The organism is Levilactobacillus fujinensis (assembly GCF_003946335.1).
GTDB lineage: Bacteria > Bacillota > Bacilli > Lactobacillales > Lactobacillaceae > Levilactobacillus > Levilactobacillus fujinensis.
Map to the genome: position 1 here is coordinate 37041 of NZ_RHNX01000020.1, position 18346 is coordinate 55386.

The 18346-nt window shown below is 47.3% G+C and carries 14 protein-coding genes; 8 read left to right on the forward strand and 6 right to left on the reverse strand.

Annotated elements, in window-relative coordinates:
• Window positions 1-45: 45 nt before the first annotated feature.
• Window positions 46-1407, forward strand: a complete 1362-nt coding sequence (locus EKM89_RS08350; protein ID WP_125687548.1) for an SLC45 family MFS transporter — start codon at window positions 46-48, stop codon at window positions 1405-1407.
• 198 nt (window positions 1408-1605) lie between these two features.
• Entirely contained in the window at window positions 1606-3861 is a 2256-nt protein-coding gene (locus EKM89_RS08355) for a glycoside hydrolase family 65 protein (RefSeq protein WP_125687550.1), read from the forward strand.
• Window positions 3862-4266: 405 nt separating this feature from the next.
• On the opposite strand, the gene EKM89_RS08360 is transcribed toward EKM89_RS08355, so the two are convergent.
• From EKM89_RS08360 to EKM89_RS08370, 3 genes are all read right to left on the reverse strand, one after another.
• Window positions 4267-4701 (reverse strand): hypothetical protein, encoded by a 435-nt coding sequence (locus EKM89_RS08360; protein WP_125687552.1) that lies wholly within the window; start codon window positions 4699-4701, stop codon window positions 4267-4269.
• A 413-nt stretch (window positions 4702-5114) separates the two neighbouring features.
• On the reverse strand, window positions 5115-5384 hold the full coding sequence (rpsN, locus tag EKM89_RS08365) for a 30S ribosomal protein S14 (RefSeq protein WP_125687554.1): 270 nt from the start codon (window positions 5382-5384) through the stop codon (window positions 5115-5117).
• 745 nt (window positions 5385-6129) lie between these two features.
• Window positions 6130-7161, reverse strand: a complete 1032-nt coding sequence (locus EKM89_RS08370; RefSeq protein WP_125687556.1) for an aldose epimerase family protein — start codon at window positions 7159-7161, stop codon at window positions 6130-6132.
• 289 nt (window positions 7162-7450) lie between these two features.
• Between EKM89_RS08370 and EKM89_RS08375 the strand changes: the two genes are divergently transcribed.
• The gene (locus tag EKM89_RS08375) at window positions 7451-8260 is read left to right on the forward strand and encodes an alpha/beta hydrolase (RefSeq protein ID WP_125687558.1); all 810 of its coding nucleotides are present in this window, start codon (window positions 7451-7453) and stop codon (window positions 8258-8260) included.
• A 48-nt stretch (window positions 8261-8308) separates the two neighbouring features.
• Here EKM89_RS08375 and EKM89_RS08380 read toward each other — a convergent pair whose 3' ends face one another.
• Window positions 8309-9127 (reverse strand): Cof-type HAD-IIB family hydrolase, encoded by an 819-nt coding sequence (locus EKM89_RS08380; protein ID WP_125687560.1) that lies wholly within the window; start codon window positions 9125-9127, stop codon window positions 8309-8311.
• A 269-nt stretch (window positions 9128-9396) separates the two neighbouring features.
• Here EKM89_RS08380 and EKM89_RS08385 point away from each other — a divergent pair, with 269 nt between their 5' ends.
• The 3 genes from EKM89_RS08385 to EKM89_RS08395 all read left to right on the forward strand — a co-directional run bounded on the left by EKM89_RS08385 (window position 9397) and on the right by EKM89_RS08395 (window position 12830).
• Entirely contained in the window at window positions 9397-9780 is a 384-nt protein-coding gene (locus EKM89_RS08385) for a MarR family winged helix-turn-helix transcriptional regulator (protein ID WP_125687562.1), read from the forward strand.
• Window positions 9781-9928: 148 nt separating this feature from the next.
• Window positions 9929-11788, forward strand: coding sequence for a glycoside hydrolase family protein (locus EKM89_RS08390; RefSeq protein ID WP_125687563.1), 1860 nt, complete (start codon window positions 9929-9931; stop codon window positions 11786-11788).
• A 616-nt stretch (window positions 11789-12404) separates the two neighbouring features.
• Window positions 12405-12830 (forward strand): Spx/MgsR family RNA polymerase-binding regulatory protein, encoded by a 426-nt coding sequence (locus EKM89_RS08395; RefSeq protein WP_125687565.1) that lies wholly within the window; start codon window positions 12405-12407, stop codon window positions 12828-12830.
• Between the two features lie 223 nt (window positions 12831-13053).
• Here EKM89_RS08395 and manA read toward each other — a convergent pair whose 3' ends face one another.
• Complete coding sequence (manA, locus tag EKM89_RS08400) at window positions 13054-14028, reverse strand: mannose-6-phosphate isomerase, class I (protein ID WP_125687568.1); 975 nt, start codon at window positions 14026-14028, stop codon at window positions 13054-13056.
• A gap of 560 nt (window positions 14029-14588) precedes the next feature.
• On the reverse strand, window positions 14589-15365 hold the full coding sequence (locus tag EKM89_RS08405) for a C40 family peptidase (RefSeq protein WP_125687569.1): 777 nt from the start codon (window positions 15363-15365) through the stop codon (window positions 14589-14591).
• A gap of 537 nt (window positions 15366-15902) precedes the next feature.
• Here EKM89_RS08405 and EKM89_RS08410 point away from each other — a divergent pair.
• The gene (locus EKM89_RS08410) at window positions 15903-17414 is read left to right on the forward strand and encodes a UxaA family hydrolase (protein ID WP_125687571.1); all 1512 of its coding nucleotides are present in this window, start codon (window positions 15903-15905) and stop codon (window positions 17412-17414) included.
• 76 nt (window positions 17415-17490) lie between these two features.
• On the forward strand, window positions 17491-17805 hold the full coding sequence (locus EKM89_RS08415; protein WP_125687573.1) for a metal-sulfur cluster assembly factor: 315 nt from the start codon (window positions 17491-17493) through the stop codon (window positions 17803-17805).
• Window positions 17806-18346: the final 541 nt, after the last annotated feature.

Genomic DNA, 18346 nt, shown 5'->3' on the forward strand with positions numbered 1-18346 from the left:
TGCCATTATAGTTAAAAATTGTCAGTTTTCTTAGGAGGTTTTCGTATGTCAGATAACACCGCTGAGGTAGCGGCTAAGCCAAAGAGTGGCTTACCCACATTACCTGCTAGCACGATTTGGATGATCAACTTTGGTTTCTTAGGTGTCCAAACCGCCTTCACATTACAGAGTTCCCAAATGAGTCGGATTTTCCAGACCATTGGGGCCGACCCGAACAGTTTAGGATGGTTCTTCATTTTGCCACCACTAGCTGGTTTAATTGTTCAACCAATCGTGGGTTATTATTCTGACCGGACCTGGGCACCAAAATTCGGTGGTCGCCGGTTGCCTTACCTGTTATTAGGAACTATTGTTGCGGTCATTGTCATGTGTCTGCTGCCAAACTCAGGTAGTATGGGCTTTGGCTACGCGTCACTAGCGGCTTTACTCTTCGGCGCCATCACCGTGGCCTTCCTGGACTTGTCTTCTAACGTTGCTATGCAGCCATTCAAGATGATGGTTGGGGACATGGTCAACGATGACCAGAAGAGTTACGCTTACGGGATTCAAAGTTTCTTATCCAATACGGGTGCCGTTTTAGCCGCTATCTTGCCATTCTTGTTTGCCGCTATTGGGATTGCCAACACGGCCAGCAAGGGTGTCGTTCCTTCAACGGTTAAGGTTGCCTTCTACGTCGGTGCCGTTCTCTTGGTCATCACAAGTCTATTTACCATCTTCCGGGTCAAGGAATATGATCCAGATACTTATGCGAAATATCATGGAATCACCAAGGAAGATAACGCTGAAGGTGGAAACTGGTGGACGTTACTGAAGTCTGCTCCCAAGGTCTTCTGGACCGTTACCTTAGTTCAGTTCTTCTGTTGGGTTGCTTTCCAATACCTTTGGACTTATTCCGCCGGTGCCATTGCTTCTAACGTTTGGCACACAACGAATGCCGCTTCTGCTGGTTACCAGGCTGCTGGGAATTGGTACGGGGTCTTGGCTGCCGTTCAATCTATCGCCGCTGTTATCTGGTCCTATGTGTTAGCTAAGTTGCCTAACAATGTGCATAAGCTAGGTTACGCTGGGAGCTTAGGGTTAGGGGCCATTGGCTTCGTTTCCGTTTTCTTCATTCACAACCAGTACACCTTGATTGCTTCTTTCATCTTGGTCGGTATTGCTTGGGCTGCAATGAACACTTACCCACTGACCATGGTCACCAACGCGTTATCCGGTGCACACATGGGGACTTACCTGGGTCTGTTCAACGGATCGATCTGTTTGCCACAAATCGTGGCTTCATTAGCCAGCTTCGCGCTGTTCCCATTATTGGGTGGTGCGCAAGCTAACATGTTCCTGTTAGGTGGGATCGTCATGGCCATTGGTGCTTTGTCCGTCTTCACCATCAAGGAAACTTACCGCGCTTAATCTAAATGTGTTTTAAAGGAAAACAGACGTTAACATTAGCTGATACGAGTTGTATGGGTCGATGTTAGCGTTTGGTCGTATCAAGCCAATTTACGTGCACTGTCACGTTTAAAACTTACAATGAAGTTGTGAACTGAGCGACCTCAAAGTCGCCGGTAGCAGCTCTTGAGCGGAACGTAGAAAAGGAGAATGTTTAGCATGAAACGAATTTTTGAAGTGCAACCGTGGAATGTCATTACCCATACTTTTGACCCCAAAGATAAGCGCCTCCAGGAATCCATGACCAGCCTTGGTAATGAATACATGGGGATGCGTGGGGACTTTGAAGAAGGCTACAGCGGCGACTCCCTTCAAGGAATCTACTTGGGCGGTGTCTGGTATCCAGATAAGACTCGGGTCGGCTGGTGGAAGAACGGTTATCCCAAGTACTTTGGAAAAGTAGTCAATGCCGTCAACTTTATCAAGCTGCCAATCGAAGTCAACGGTGATGCCATTGACCTCGCCAAGGATCAAATCAGTGATTTCACACTGGACCTCGACATGAAGACAGCCGTTTTGACCCGGTCATTTACCCTCGAACGGGGTAAGACGCGGGTAGCCTTCAAATTCGAACGTTTCTTAAGTGTTAGTCAACAGCAGCTTTCTGTGCAACGGGTCAGTGTGAAAAACTTAAGTGATACAAACGTTGCTATCACGATCAAGCCAAGTATTGATGCTGACGTTAAGAATGAAGAAGCCAACTACGACGAACGTTTTTGGGATGTCTTAGCGACCGACCAACAAGCCGACAGTGGGAGTATCGTTGCTAAGACAACGCCTAATCCATTTGGCACGCCACAATTCACTTCTGGCATGGAGATGCGACTGGTTACGGCTCTCAACAACGTTGCCGTTACTCAACCGAGCGACAAGGAAGTTGTGACGGCTTACACTGGTAGCTTGGCACCCCAAGCGGAAACGCAATTGGAGAAGCGGGTCATCGTCGTCACCTCTCGTGATTATGACACGCAAGAAAAGCTGACTGCTGCCATGCACGACCTAAGTGACAAGGTTGCTCAAGAAAGCTACGATGACCTCTTACAAGCCCATACGGATGTCTGGGCCGCTCGTTGGGAAAAGTCTGACGTTATCATCAAAGGCGACGACGAATCACAACAGGGGATTCGGTTCAACTTGTTCCAGCTCTTCTCCACCTATTATGGGAAAGATTCTCGGTTGAATATCGGACCAAAAGGGTTCACCGGCGAAAAGTATGGTGGTGCGACCTACTGGGATACCGAAGCCTTCGCTGTTCCCGTTTACCTGGGAATTACGAATCCAGAAGTTACTCGCAATCTGTTGATGTACCGTTATAAGCAACTCGACGGTGCTTACATCAATGCGCAAGAACAAGGCTTAAAGGGCGCCTTATTCCCAATGGTGACATTCGACGGGATCGAATGCCATAACGAATGGGAAATTACCTTTGAAGAGATTCACCGAAATGGGGACATTGCGTTCGCCATTTACAACTACACACGTTATACCGGCGACACCAGCTACGTCTTACATGAAGGCGCCAAGGTTCTGAGCGAAATGTCTCGCTTCTGGGCCGACCGGGTACACTTCAGCAAACGTAACCAGCAGTACATGATCCATGGGGTCACAGGTGCTGATGAATACGAGAACAACGTCGATAACAACTGGGACACGAATATGCTGGCACAGTGGACGCTGAAATATACATTGGAGATCCTGGGTCAAGTCGACAAGGAAACCGCCAAGAAGCTTGCCGTTTCCGACGAAGAAAAGGCCAAGTGGCAAGACATTGTTGATCGGATGTACCTGCCGTATGACAAGGACCTAAACATCTTTGTTCAACACGACGGGTTCCTTGATAAAGATATCGAACCAGCCAGTTCTATTCCTGCCGACCAACGGCCAATCAACCAACATTGGTCATGGGACAAGATTTTACGTTCGCCTTACATTAAGCAGGGGGATGTCCTTCAAGGTATCTGGGACTTTATTGACGATTACACACAAGCCCAAAAGAAGGCTAACTTTGACTTCTACGAACCACTTACGGTTCATGAATCCAGCTTGTCACCAGCCATTCACTCCGTTTTGGCTTCCGACTTGGGTTACGAAGACAAGGCCGTCGAACTGTACTCACGGACGGCACGGTTGGATCTGGACAACTACAATAATGACACCACAGATGGGCTGCACATTACGGCCATGACTGGTGGTTGGATTGCTGTTGTTCAAGGGTTCGCTGGCATGCGGGTCCGCAATGACAAGCTACACTTTGATCCATTCTTACCTAAGACCTGGACCAGCTACACGTTCCGTCAGGTCTTCCATGGCCGCTTGATTGAAGTTAGTGTCCATGCAGATGGGCCTCACTTTAAGCTGATCAGCGGCGATCCGTTGACTATCGATGTTGCTGGTGTGGCTGTTAACTTGAAATAGAACCGGCCATATCCGGCGAGCTTACGGATTTGGAAATTGTTTCTGACAAGTTGAAACCAATCGGAGAGACTCTTTCCAGGTTGGCATGACACCACTTGAGTACAACCTAAAACTTGAATCGGTCAGGGCTGACAACGATTCGAATCACAGCTTAGAAGAAGAAAGGAACGTCTCCCATCAACTGTATTGTTGATGGGAGACGTTCCTTTTGTGTATTGCTAAGGGTTATAAGTTTCAAGCTAGCTTGCAATAACCAGCTGGAGTTTAGAGCTTGAAACTGACGGCATATTCGGAGCCAGAGGAGGCCAGAAATGTTCCTAGCCGGAGAATGCTTTTTGGGGCTGACGACGTTTCTCGTAGCAAACAGAATCCCTGACAACCAGAGTGTGAGCAGATTTGGTCAGCCTAGAAGTCCTGTGGCAGATTCTCTTGTTGCTGCCGTTTAGCCTTGACGAGTGGCGCGTCTTCGTGCCAGTAGAGTAGCCATTCACCGCTGGTGGTCAGACTTTCTAACGCGAGTTGATTGTCGATAAGCAATTCCTTTTCGACCCGCTGTTTGAAGATCGTAATCATGGCTTGAAAGATTTGGAAGGTTTGATTGATATCGCCGCCGCCCATGTCGACCATTTCAACGTGGAATTGGTCACGAATCTCATTTTCAATGGTGCGCAGTTGTCGTTCGGTCTGGCGCGCCAGCTTGGGCTGATTGTGGATGTCAAAGACCATGGCCGGTTCGACACCGACAAATTGCGCGTTGATCTTGGGCGTTTCAATGCCATACTGTGATGAGTCGCCGCCGAACAGGTCGAACTCACGAATTACCGTTAAAACTTCATTCATGTTAGAAAAACTCCCTTTAAATTGATTGGACTAAGTGTGGGACCAATTATCTAGATTGCGAACTAACCAGTGCAAAATAAATTATGTGTCGTAATTGACATCTATTATTATACACGTGCCAGATATGTCGTGGAAATAATCACTAGAAAACCCGCATCAAGCGGCCAGTTAATGGCTGTTTGATGCGGGCTTTGTGTCTTGTTTTGGCCGCGAATAGTCGCGAAATATAATGACACTGTCTGTGGTGAAGTTGTTGCTGGAAACCGTGATTCCGCGGGGTGTCACGGTGGCAGGTCTGACCCTTAGTTGCTGAAATTAAGGCAATCTTCTCTGTTTAATCTCAAGCAGGAGTTCTAGTGGGCTGCTACTTAGGGTTAATTCTTAGGGGTTGACCGACTGACGCCGCATGCTACCTACCAACTGGCTTTCTTAACACCAGGAATCTTCCCAGCGTGGGCCAGTTCCCGGAAATTCAGGCGGGAGAGCCCAAATTTGCGCATGTAAGCGTGAGGCCGACCGTCCAGATGGTCACGTCGGTGAATCCGCGTCGGTGAGGCATCACGAGGAAGTAGAGCCAATGCGGCATAATCGCCGGCTGCTTTAAGTTCTGTTCGACGTTCTGCGTAACGGTCAACGGTTGCGGCGATGCGTTTTGCTTTCGCAATTTTTGATTTCTTAGCCAATGAATGAAGTCTCCTTTATAATAGATAGTGATACGAGAATCCTTTGTGAAGCATTCAGCAGTGAATGATTCACGGTTTTTAGAGTCGCTATTCAAGCACATTAAATGATAATAGTTACGTTTTACTAACTTAGCATGCACACATAAAACTGTCAATTATCTCGACTCAGCGGTTAGACGGTAAAATAGTTTAGGGGTTGGGTGATTTTTAGTGTACATCTCAAAAATCGTATGATAGACTAATTGAAGAACTGTGGTCTTACTATTAGCTAGTTTTAATGTTTAGGTTAGATAAGGTTGACATTGTCACGACTAACTCTTTATAGTTGTTGGAACAATGATACTGAGATTAGGCTTAGGTAGCGTGGTTCGGTCATCTTCAATGTAGGATAGTAAGAATCGTTACCGCTGAATGAGTGGCAATGACCGCCTCCGGCTTAAATTGGGTAGGCCAATTTTAAGCGCTGAATCCCTGTTGATTGTCAGAGTTTGAACTTAATTCAACAACGTTGCTAGAAGCATAAGTCGTGTTGCCTCAGGTCACCCAAATAAACCGAGAATTCGGCGGATATGGGTTCAGGCGTGTTCGCACCGATCCAGCTCATATCCCGGTAAGGCGATGACGGAACTAAGTTACCTAAGTTTGACTTCGGTATCGGTTACACCAGTCATAAGCGGCGTTTGGAAAGATAGACAATAAAAAACGCTCGCACACCAGAGTGGTGTGTGGGCGCTTCACTTAATTATTAATAAGTGATATCGTATTTGATTTGGTAGCTCTGTGTCTTACCAGCAGGTAAGGTGATGTCGCCAAATTCTGGATGATTTGGTGAGTCTGGTAACGTCTGTGGTTCAAGGGCAACCCCCATGTAAGGCTGACCAGCACCGGCAGCGAGCTTCATGTTTGATGTGAAGGAGTTAGCGGTGAAAACGACCAGACCATTTCGAGCAGACTTGATGGTCAATGACCGATTCGATTGTGGGTCGGTCAGCTTGGCAATGGTTTGGTCGGCAGTAGGTGTGACGTGATAAACGTCGTCGAAGCCCTTTTCGGGGATAGCTTGCATCCCGCGGATGGCTTGGCCAAGGTTTTGACCTTGCGCGAAGTCAAATGGGGTACCAGCGTTAGCAATCATTTTCCCAGTTGGTAATTTTTCACCATCGAGGTCCAAATGCTCCGTACTGTTGACCTGCAACTTCTGGCCGGAAATTAATTGGTCGTCGCTTAAGTTGAAATAGCAATGAGACGTTGGGTTGAACAGCGTGGTATCAGTCGAGTTGGCTTCGAAAGTTAGCGTGACTTCATCATGGTTGTCTAACGTGTACGTCATCTTAGCGGTTAGATCACCTGGGTAAGAGTCGTCACTGGACTTGAACGTGTGCGTTAACGTGATCTTGGCAATTTCAGGATCGGTGGCATCCAGTTCGCCGGCCCAGTTGACCGTGTTGAAACCATGAGGACCACCGTGAAGGGTGTTACGGCCTTCATTGGTGTCAACGTTGTAAGTCGTACCGTTCAGGGGAAAGGTCCCCCGTGTGATACGGCCGCCTGTCCGGCCGATCCCCATGCAAACGTAGAAGGGATTGTCCAAGTAGTGGGCCATCTTATGATAAGATAGGACCAAATTCTTGTCGCCTTTGTCGGTTGGCACGGAGAGGGCGTGTAACGTGGCCCCCCAACTTAAAATGGCCAACTTAACGCCATTGTCGTTTTCAATTGCATATTCAGTCACGGCTTGATCTTGATACGTATCCCAATGTTTCGTCGTAGTTTGCATAGTAAGTCCTCGATTTCTAATGTAATAAAGCGTTTTCATATTTAGGTCCATTATAAATTTTTATACGGACAACTGTCAACCGAACTTCTGGTAAAAAATCAATAATTAGCGGTTAGTTTGCGCAAAACCAATTAAATTACCAATGATTACGCCATTTCGTGACTGCCAGTTTTATGCGGATAAATTTCAGTTGACAAAGGTTAACTAGCATAAATGTTGACTGAACTAATTTTCACTTGTACACAATCAAAATAACTGGCATAATAGGTGAGCTACTGGGGGCTTTGAGATGATCAAAAAATGGCATGTGGCAGTGACGCTGGGCCTGTCGAGTTGGCTGGGCGTTCGGTGGGTGACTCGGCCGGGACGACCAGAACCTTTAGTAACGCAGCGACCAGACGTCCACTATGCGGCGATACCCACCTTGTTCATTCCAGGGTGGGGTGGTGGTGCGATTACCTATAATGGCATGTTACGCTGGTTTGCGCGGCATGGATATGGGCACAAGATCGCTACGATTCGAGTCGATTGGGCCGGTAGACGTCATTTTTCTGGCAGCTGGGATTCACAGGCTACGAATCCTCTGATTCAGGTGTTGTTTGATCATAGCTTAACGCGTGACTATCAGCCACAAATTCAATGGATCACGGCCATTCTCAGGGACCTCTATCGGCAGTATGGCGTTCGTCAATACAATCTGGTGGGGCATTCCTGGGGTGGCAGTGCGGCCGTGAACAGTCTGGTCTTACACGGTCCATCCCCGGATATTCCGCGGTTAAACCGATTGGTCCTGTTGGGCGCGCCGGTGGATGAAGGCACGGCCCAACACCCCGTAGATGCCACGTTTGAGCGTCTAAGAGCTGCGCGGCATCAATTGCGGGCTAACGAGCAAGCCCAGCTGTTCAACGTCTATGGCACGCTTCCTGGACGGCATACGGACGGCTCTGTTCCGGTTCAGCAAGTCACGGCCCTGCGGCAGATTGTTGCTGATAGCGCGATTCGCTATGATGAACATCACATTGCGGGTTTAGGTCACGGCCGATTACATTCGGCTCGGCAGATGTATCAGCTGGTGGCCCAGTTACTATGGGTGAATTAAAAAAGTCACCGACCAAATTAGGTCAATGACTGAAAGGTTTAGGTGACTTTAAACTTTATCTGCTAAGATGGAATCGATAACGTCTAATACCCCATCATGGTTATTATCGGTCGGGGTTATCAGATCGGCAACACTGCGGACTGCTTCGGTACCGTTACACATTGCGATACCGAGACCAACGTGCGCGATCATTTCTTTGTCGTTCCCGTTGTCCCCGAAGGCCGCAACTTCGCTGGAATCGATTCCCCAAGATTGTGCGAGCTGGGTGACACCGACGGCTTTATTCATGTGCGGGGCAATAATATCGATACTACCAAAGCCACTGGGGGTCGCGTGAATTTGGTTGGCAAACCGTGTGTTTAGCTGGTCAACAACGTGTTGGACCGAGCTGTGAGGCCACTCACCATTGACCTTGTAGATGGTATCGTTGACGTTTCGGGGGTCGTCGACTGTAACTAAATTGTCGAAAAAGTAGTTCTGGGCGTCAAGGTCGAGTGGCTTGCTGTCGCGACTCACGTAAGTCCCATGAGCACCGGATAAGCGGAAGGCGTGGGGTCGCAGGGTGGCGTCAGTCATCAGGGCGTCCACAACAGCGTGGGCCACATCTGTTGGCATTGGGGCCTCGAACAACGTGTGATGGTGATCAACGATCAGACCGCCGTTCTCGGCCACAAACGTCTGCACAGCGGGGGTGGGAGCGAAAACCTTGTGTAAGTGGCCAAGGTGGTTCCCACTGGCGACCGCGAAGCGAATGTTAGCGGCCTTTAAGCGCGCAAGTTGCGCTGAGAACCGCTCGTGGTTGTACTGTCGTTGGTCATTTAGAAATGTTCCGTCGACGTCGGTTGCAATCATTTTAATCTGTGTCATACCAGTCTCCCTCAGTTGGTTAAAGTTTAAATATTGTTAACTTTAATCATAAGGGGTTGCTACGGGGAATTCAATGCCGTAGTTTGGGGTAAATATAATAAATTGATTGCAATCACTAGTTTTTTCATTCGTAATGCTATAAACTATTAATGAATCGGTAACATAAAGACTGAAAATAAGGGCTATAATAAATGGTTAGTGGGTCAGAATAGTAACAGCTACTGGTTCTGGCCCCCTTAGTCTTTAATGTGGAAAGGAAGAGTAATTTAATGACGCAAACTAACGATTTAAACCAATCCTTGGAATGGTTTTCACAACTCCAAAAAATTATGCGGCCAGTAACGACTATCAAAACGGAGGATATTACAATTTCTCTGGAACAATTTAATCTGCTACACGCGATCACCGATCAACGAGAAGATTTCACACCGACAAAGTTCGCCGGTCAGATCGGCGTCTCTAAGTCGATGATCTCTGGCCAGATCTCACGGTTACTGCGGGCTGGTTTGATTGAAAGCATCGCGTCACAAGTGGATCGTCGCCAACATAATCTGAAGCTGACGCCAGACGGGGTTAAAGTTTACACGCAAGTACGTGGCCAAGTGGTTACGCGTTTAAACGGTTTACATGACGATATCGCCAAATTAATGTAAGATAAAGTTAATTTACAATTAAAATTTGATTCCCCTTTACGTCCGGAATCTTTCAATCGTGTAACAATTAGGTTAAGATGACCCAACGCTTTCATGTCTTAGCTTATAATGGAACCGATGGAAAGAATTTGGAACTGGAGGGGATTTTTTGAAATTGAGGGCAAAACTTGGCCTGTTCGTGTCGGTTGCTGTGGGAGCAACGTTACTGGGACTAAATGTCAATTCAGTAACACCACGACTGACCACTGGGGAAACTGTTGCTTACGCTGATACGACTGTTAATGCCGTTCATCAAGGCATGACGGGTGATTCCAAGACGAGTAACAACGACGCTCTACAGAAGCTGATCGACAAGTGGGACAATGGGGCCGTTACGGTGCATGTTCCGAAGGGAACGTATCTATTTGACGCCGGCAACATTGTCTTACACGGTAACATGACCTTTAAGTTTGATAAAGGTGCTGTTTTCCGGATCACTAATGGCAACCGGGTGAATTTCGTGTATCCTAGTCCAGAAGCGGGCTACGATGGCGGGATTAATAATGTAACGTGGCAAGGTGCAACGTTCCAAGGTGATAATACTGCGGCTGGACAAAGTGTCTTTACCCAAAGCATTCACCACGCTAAGAACATTTCGTTTGATAAATGTGTGTTTGATAACGCCGAATCACCAACTGGGCACTACATCGATATTGATGGTAGCCACAATGTGGACATTACGAACTCCGTCTTTACGGGTTTCAACGGTTCCCAAGATTTTAAGGAAGCCATCCAAGTTGATTACTCAAACAAGAAGGCGATGTCGCATAAAAATCCTGGCGATCAGTACGATAACTTACCAAGTTACGATGTGAAGGTCGACAATAACCAATTTTTGCCAGTTTCAAAGAAGTCCGGGCAGGTCGATTCTTATGCGCCAAATCCAATTGGTGAACACGCAGTCTACGGTCACGGTGCCGCTGGGATTATTCACGATGTCTACTTCACTAATAATACGGTCGTTGATCCTAAACCACTGTTATCTAATGGGGTAGCAACGATTCATTTTAAGTGTGTGTCTAACCTTTGGATTACCGGCAACAAGTTCATCAATCAACATGTGTTAGGTTCTGGAACCTACATTTACCTGTACAATTCCGAACCTGATTACAAGATGTCAAATTTAAACGTAACGGATAATACGTTTACCAACGTTAATCCTACGAAACAATACGTTTATCTCGACACGGCGGACGCCACTAATCCGATGACTGGGGTGACGATTCAAAATAATAATGTCACCACGCAACGTCAGGGGTCAACCTTCGTGGAAGGAAACTTCCCATTGACGGGTTCCGGGATGAGCATCTCTAAGAACAAGATTACTGTGGGCAAGGTCGTCTCAACGAGTGTGACGTCACAGCAGACGATCACTGACACGACGGTTGATAACACGGCTTCAAATAGCAGCAAGCCTAAACCAAAGCCAACCACCTCACAAAAGTTGAAGAAGCGTAAGCAGACCAACAAGAGTGAAGCGTATGTCAGCGGTTTGAACACGCAACACGCGCAACTGGCAAGCAACTACAAGACCTACTCGTTGTACAATCATATTCGTGGTCATAAGAACTGGAACATTATGAAATATGACTGGAAGAGTTTGAAGAACAAGCGGGTTTATGTTGATATGCGAGCTACGGCCGATACTGGTAAATGGTACCGAATTCGTTTCAGTAAGAATGCAACGACGAAGTACTGGATTCGCGCTGGTGCTTTGGATTTTGACAAGTTTGAAACCGAAGTTTACGATCGGGATTTGAACTTGATGAAGATCTATCCGGTATACTCTCTACCGTTCAATGATCCACAATTAGCAAAGGCTAAGGGGACCACAGCAGATATTGCTGAACGGCGGGTGACGATTACGCACCGAACGAAGCGAACGGATTCTAACGGTGACGTCACGACTTACTACCAGCTGGCAAACGGCCTCTGGACGCGGGCACTGGCGTTTGACTTGAATTCATAATTGATAATCTGTGAAAGGAGTTTGGGACAATCCCCAGACTCCTTTTTGATGTCTTCCAACGCTATTGCTGGATCGGAGAAAAGGCAGTTGGTCGGTACTGTTAGTGTCAGGGCGCAATGATCCGGATTGAGAGCCTAGCTTACTGGCTGCTAAGGTGAGTTGTTCGCTTTTGCGACACGTTCTCTACTGATTTTAATGTGCTGTGGCTGATTGGCAACTGGGCCGACAGCGTTTAGTCAGAATTCGTCAGTTTGTTCAGTCAGAACCTTTTTAACGAAAAATCGTAGAATTGATTTGCGTCAACTCAAAAAATAATGTAAGCTGTTACAATACTAATAGAGCAACATTTAGCATCTTCAAAAAAAAATCAAATTTAGGTCGCAAAACCGGTGCATTCACCTGTTAAAGTGAGTTTAAGCCTGAAGAGTTAGGGTTTATAGATAATCGCTAATCAGTGAGTTTCTTGAGAAAGTATTAAAAGGTACGCGATACTGAGAGTTATGGGTTTCATCATTTCCTAATGTGGTGTACAATGATTAACATAATTAGCACTCAAGAAAAAGAGTGCTAATCTGAAGTACCTCATCGAAGACAAACAAATGGAGGGCGATTCTATATGATTAAAATGTACTTTCATGCTAAAACAACGGCGGTTACTAAAGCTATGAAGTGGCTTGCCAACCACGATGCCATTTTCACCGCCCGTGACATTAAAAAACAACCATTAACGCGAGACGAGATTCTTTACATGTTGTCTCTGACCGAAGAGGGGACCGACGATTTGATTTCGACCCGGTCTAAGGCTTATAAGGCCCTTCCTGCTTCCGTTCAAGACATGGGGATGAACGAACTCGTTGATCTCTTGCAAAAGAATCCCGGGATTTTGAAGAATCCAATCGTGGTCGATCGTAACAAGTTAGCGACTGGGTTTGACTTAGAAACCATTCGTGAATTCGTTCCCGCTGCTTATCGGAAAAAGGAACTCGCTAGTTTCTTCAAGGTTTTAAACGGCGGCAACAAATTGGGCGTTTCACCAGCTTAGTAGAAGACTATTGACTTAAATATACTAAGATTAACTCTAAAAGTTGCTGCTTTCAGAATCGTTAAATTCTGAAAGCAGCAACTTTTATTTATGCCACTATGGTGCTGAAACGTGCACCATAAGGCAGTTTATTGCGCTTAACGTGATAGTAAAAGTTATGCCAAAATCAGGCATAATTCCTGTTATCACGTTAATGCTCGTTATGTCCCACTCTGTATCATAGTTAGACAATTTTAGGGCCAGGCGTTGAGGCAATGATCTCTAGTGCCTCACCAGTCACTGTCCAGTGCTGAATCGTAGAAGGCAAGATGAAGTGATCGCCGGTCTTCAACGGATAAGCGGTACCAGCAATGCCAAGGCTCCCAGTTCCGTGGAGCACGGAAGCCAGGGTGAAGCTGGTCTGGGGTTGATCGAAGTGACATGTTCCGTTTGGTAAAAGCCATTGGTAGACACCAAAGTAAGGACTCTTGATAAATGTCGTGAGGGTCGCGCCCTCCTTGGTGGTTGTCGTACGTTTCAACTGTGGGTCGATTTGAGGGACACTGATCACGTTGAGGGCATCAGCAATATCCAAATGTCTCTTCTGGTGGGTCTTAGGCGAGATGCGGTCAAAGTCGTAGAGGCGGTAAGTCGTGTCGGAACTCTGTTGGGTCTCGAGTGCCAAGACCCCTTTTCCCAGAGCATGAATGGTACCAGCTGGGACGTAGACAAACTGGCCAGCGTGAATCGGGATTTCACGCAATAATTTATCCCAGTTCCCTTGAGCAACCCAGTTGGTGAGCTGCTGCCGGCTGGTTGCGTTATGGCCGTAATACAGGACAGCCCCCGGGTCCGCTGCAATGATGTACCAGCATTCCGTCTTCCCCAACTCGTGGGCGTGGATCGCCGCGTACTGGTTGGCGGGATGAACCTGAATAGATAAGTTGTTGTGAGCATCCAGAATTTTGACCAGAAGAGGAAAAGCGCCGCTAGTATCTTTGTGGCCGAAAAGTTCGGCGTGCTGATGCCATAATGAGTCGAGTGCCATGCCGCTAAAGGGACCGTTCATGACGTGAGTCAGACCATTGGGATGACCACTGATTCCCCAGCACTCACCGGTCTGATCCGAGGGAATGTCGTAGTTGAATCTACTATGTAATCGGGTGCCGCCCCAGATTTTTTCGTGAAACACCGGGCGTAGAAATAAGGGTTCGTTCATGCTGTCAGACTCCTTAATCTAAGATTGAATTAACCGGCAAGCTGTTAATTAGCTGACTTGTCTTACTGAAAAGTCTAGCTGTTTTTTGCGGTTTTGTAAACGTTTGCATTAAGGTATAATCAATGCGTTGATCGCTGTCCTGCGTTTCAACTATGTAGATTCGGAAATACCAAAGGAGTCCGGGGCTGTGTTCCAGGCCCGTGACACAATTTCTGAAGAGATGAAGCTAAGGATTGTGAGTTTCCCAATGCCTACTATGACGGTTATCACTGTGATACTGTGCTTAAAATTAGGCAATCTTGCCTCGCCTTACCTGCTAGTCGCTAGGGACTGAAATTGCGCCGAACATAACTTGAGGTCGGCTCTTTACTAGTGGTGTTTCCCCCGGTAAGTGCAATCCTTGGCAGCCGGTGTACGACCATTTTCAGTGACAAAACTTTTTGGTGATGAAAAAACACGCTAAAATCGTCTGGCTTACAGACAATCTCAGCGTGCTGAATTGATGTCGAAATATTATTGTCACTAAAAATCGTGGCGATGCAATGGATCACTATCTGGGCTTAGCTCAAAGTGGCTGGCCGTGAATAACCGACCGTATGCCACCAAGAAACGTTAGTGGCCTCGGTGATGACGCCGTTCAATTGGGCGTCGATCATCTTGTTATTGCCAAGGTAGATCCCACAGTGCGTGATAGCCGCCGCGCTAGTGCCGAAGAAAATCAGGTCGCCAGGCTGGGCATTAGCTGCACTGACGTGAGTGTAACTGTTGTACTGTTGTTGGGCAGTGCGGGGGAGTGTCTGCCCGAGGGCCTTACTAAAGACATATTTGGTGAAACCGGAGCAATCAAATGCACTGGGACCATTACCCCCATACGCATAGGGCTTTCCTAACTGCGACTTGGCTGCACTCAGGATCGAGGCATACGTGCCGTTACCAGTGGTTGAGACGCTGGTCGTGTTGGTGTGCGCGTAGCTCTTAGGCGTCAGGTAACCGTGCCAGATCCAGCCAGACGCGGTCCCCCGGCCGTTGGTGACGTAGTAGTAAAGGTATTTGACACCATTTTTCTTAACGATGTAGCGCTTCTGCGTTGCATGCCAAGTGGTGTTGGGATAATTTTTCAGGTAGTGGGTCTTCTTGCCAAAGCTCATGTTGCTAGCCGTTCCGCCTAGGTTGTAGGTCCACCCGGTCGTGCTCTTGCGGACGTAAGCCGTATTTGTCATGGACGTTGTGCTGAGAATCGTATTGGTACTGTTGGCGTGAGCGGTGGTACCGACGCTCAGAGCCGGTACGACGGCTGCAGCAAATGCTACGGCCAAACTAATTTGTTTGATTTTCATCGAATATTGCCATCCCTCATATGTAAATTTTTATTCTCTTCAGTTACTAAGATAGTCGTTTTGGGTTACAGAATAGTTGCGGGGCAATATCATTGTCATTACTGTTTTGTGCCCATCTATGTAATATTACTACACGGGTTAGATGATTAGTCGCGGTGAGTGCGCTGAATGCTTACAATAAAAGGAACGGACGGAAAGTATCGTACACGAGGAGAAAATAAGTTAGGATGAAATGTTGGGACTAACCCGTGATTTTTGGCGGCTCGCGGTAACCTGAGGGGTAGGCAATGAGACCACCCCGTAGAGAAGGCGTGCAAACACCCCGTTGTTGATTTGACTAAAGTTTTGCCAAAAACCTTGCCGGATTGTCTCTTGTTCCAATCACGTGAAGGAATTAACATTGTAGTTGTAAAGTTGAAAGCGCTTAAAAGGACGGTGGCGACCCTGCTGCTGGCTTTGAAGCGAGCAGTAAAACTGTGTTACATAGGGAAAAATCCCAAATTTAACAGTTGTTTCTAAGCTGAGGAGGTTGCATCCATGCTCAAACATGTTGTGAAAATGCGCCCAAACGATAACGTTGCCATTGCGGTCCACGATTTACACGTTGGGGACAAGATTAAAGGCGACATTACCGTCAACGACGAAATTCCCCAAGCCCATAAGATTGCCCTGGTTAATTTAGCCAAGGGTGATGCCGTCTTACGTTACGGTGTCGTCCTGGGTTATGCCAAGAGCGATATTCAGGCGGGGGACTGGATCAATGAAACCAGTCTGGAATTACCACCGTCGCCAGATTTGAACAAGCTGACTTATGGTACGAACATTCGTAAGGATTTACCGAAGCCGAAACGAACCACGTTTATGGGCTACGAAGTGCCGGGGAACAAGTATGCCGGCACGCGGAACATTTTGGGGATTCAAACCACGGTACAATGTGTGGTTGGGGTCTTAAAGATTGCCGTAGATCGGATCAAACAGGAACTTTTACCGAAGTATCCGCACGTGGATGACGTCACGGTTGTCAGTCACCAGTACGGTTGTGGGGTCGCCATTGACGCACCCGAAGCCAAGGTCCCAATTCGTGAAATCAGAAATATCGTGAAGAACCCGAACTTTGGTGGTCAAATCATGGTCGTTGGCTTAGGCTGTGAAAAGTTGACGCCAGACCGAATCTTAGACCCAGAAGATATTAATGACGATAACCTCTTGTATCTCCAGAACTACAAGGGCTTTGAAAAAATGATCACGGCTATTATGGAAATGGCTGATAAGAAATTGGCCGTTTTGGAAACCCATCGACGGACAGAACAACCATTGTCGAAGCTATCCGTTGGGTTCCAATGCGGTGGGAGTGATGCCTTCTCCGGTGTGACTGGCAACCCATCCGCTGGGTATGCGTCCGACCTGTTAGTTGCCGGTGGGGGGACTGCGATGTTCTCCGAAGTTACCGAAGTTCGTGATGGGGTCGACTTCATTGCGCAACGGATTCCAGACCAACCTAACTGTAATAAGCTGGTTAAGGAAATGTCTTGGTACGATAACTACTTGGCTAAGGGCGGTGTTGACCGTTCAGCCAACCCAACGCCAGGTAACCGCAAAGGTGGGTTATCCACCATTGTTGAAAAGTCCATGGGCTCCATTGCGAAGTCTGGGACCGCACCGATTTCCCAAGTGGTCAGTGCCGGTGAAATTCCAACGAAACGTGGGTTGATCTTCAATGCCACGCCAGCTGGAGACTTTACGACTGGACCAATGCAACTGGCTTCTGGGATGGGCCTGGAAGTCTTCGTTACGGGCCGAGGCACGCCTTACAACCTGCAAGCAGCGCCCGTCATCAAGGTCTGCACGCGGACTGACCTGAAGGAATTCTGGAGCGACTTGATCGACATCAACGCCGGCAAGGTCGCAACGGGTGATTTGACCGTTGAAGAACTCGGGACGGAATTGTTCAACTTCATTTTGGATGTCGCTAGTGGTGAAAAGCCAGCCGCAGAACGTTTGAAGCTCTACAACGATATCTGCATCTTCAACCCGGCACCAATGACTTAAAAATGAAAAGCAACAGACGGAGGGCCAATAGCTGGTAAACTGGCTATCGGCTTTTCTGTCAGAGGAGGAAACTAGAATGGCTGAAAATGAACAGGTTGAAGAAGCTGTCATGACTGCGTTAGAAGGGGTCATTGACCCAGAATTGACGATTGATATTGTGAACTTAGGCCTCATTTATGGGGTCACCGTTGAAGGCGATAAATGTATTGTTAAAATGACGTTGACCACGATGGGGTGCCCCTTAAGTGATCTGCTAAATGACCAGATCACAGCGGCCGCATTGTCAGTGGACGGTGTCGAACACTGTGATATTGATCTCGTTTGGGAGCCAGCCTGGGACATGGGGCAGATGACCCGGTACGCGAAGGTGTCCTTGGGGGTTCATGGCTAAAAGCTGGTGGTTACATGTTTGATCACCACTAGGGTCCTTTCTCTAAACTGAATTTGATTAATAAATAAACCGGTCACATTGCCATTCCCGCAATGTGACCGGTTTATTTTAAGTTAACTGACTAAAGACATGTGGTGATATGTCAAGCCAAAATATTTGCGTTGCTCTTGTGACAGTAGGAATTATCACGGCTAAATTAGTGAAAACAGCCGTACTCCGGCTACCAGGGATTCCGCTGGCTATGGAGGAATGCCTCCAGCCAAAGGACGGGCTTTCGACTCGCCTGAAAGCCACCAAGTTCAGGCGTCTCTCAGGTGTCCCACGATGTAAGCCGGAAAAGCGTCAGCCGGTAAGATGATGGTTGGACAGCGTTGCCTAATTTTAGGCCCAGTATCGTTGTGACAACAGTCATAATGAGTGTTTTGACGCGTTCAGTCTTGTGACTTGGTGTAAGCGGTTCGAAATGAAGTGCCGTAAAATTATTAGACAGAAAGACTAATAATTTTGAGGTGGTTTTATGAAGAAATATACGTTTGAGTTC

What these genes read in the sequence shown, in the direction of transcription:
- EKM89_RS08350 (WP_125687548.1), top strand. Translation starts at nt 46, where the DNA reads ATGTCAGATAACACCGCTGAGGTAGCGGCTAAGCCAAAGAGTGGCTTA.
- EKM89_RS08355 (WP_125687550.1), top strand. Translation starts at nt 1,606, where the DNA reads ATGAAACGAATTTTTGAAGTGCAACCGTGGAATGTCATTACCCATACT.
- EKM89_RS08360 (WP_125687552.1), bottom strand. Translation starts at nt 4,701, where the DNA reads ATGAATGAAGTTTTAACGGTAATTCGTGAGTTCGACCTGTTCGGCGGC.
- EKM89_RS08370 (WP_125687556.1), bottom strand. Translation starts at nt 7,161, where the DNA reads ATGCAAACTACGACGAAACATTGGGATACGTATCAAGATCAAGCCGTG.
- EKM89_RS08375 (WP_125687558.1), top strand. Translation starts at nt 7,451, where the DNA reads ATGATCAAAAAATGGCATGTGGCAGTGACGCTGGGCCTGTCGAGTTGG.
- EKM89_RS08380 (WP_125687560.1), bottom strand. Translation starts at nt 9,127, where the DNA reads ATGACACAGATTAAAATGATTGCAACCGACGTCGACGGAACATTTCTA.
- EKM89_RS08385 (WP_125687562.1), top strand. Translation starts at nt 9,397, where the DNA reads ATGACGCAAACTAACGATTTAAACCAATCCTTGGAATGGTTTTCACAA.
- EKM89_RS08395 (WP_125687565.1), top strand. Translation starts at nt 12,405, where the DNA reads ATGATTAAAATGTACTTTCATGCTAAAACAACGGCGGTTACTAAAGCT.
- manA (WP_125687568.1), bottom strand. Translation starts at nt 14,028, where the DNA reads ATGAACGAACCCTTATTTCTACGCCCGGTGTTTCACGAAAAAATCTGG.
- EKM89_RS08405 (WP_125687569.1), bottom strand. Translation starts at nt 15,365, where the DNA reads ATGAAAATCAAACAAATTAGTTTGGCCGTAGCATTTGCTGCAGCCGTC.
- EKM89_RS08410 (WP_125687571.1), top strand. Translation starts at nt 15,903, where the DNA reads ATGCTCAAACATGTTGTGAAAATGCGCCCAAACGATAACGTTGCCATT.
- EKM89_RS08415 (WP_125687573.1), top strand. Translation starts at nt 17,491, where the DNA reads ATGGCTGAAAATGAACAGGTTGAAGAAGCTGTCATGACTGCGTTAGAA.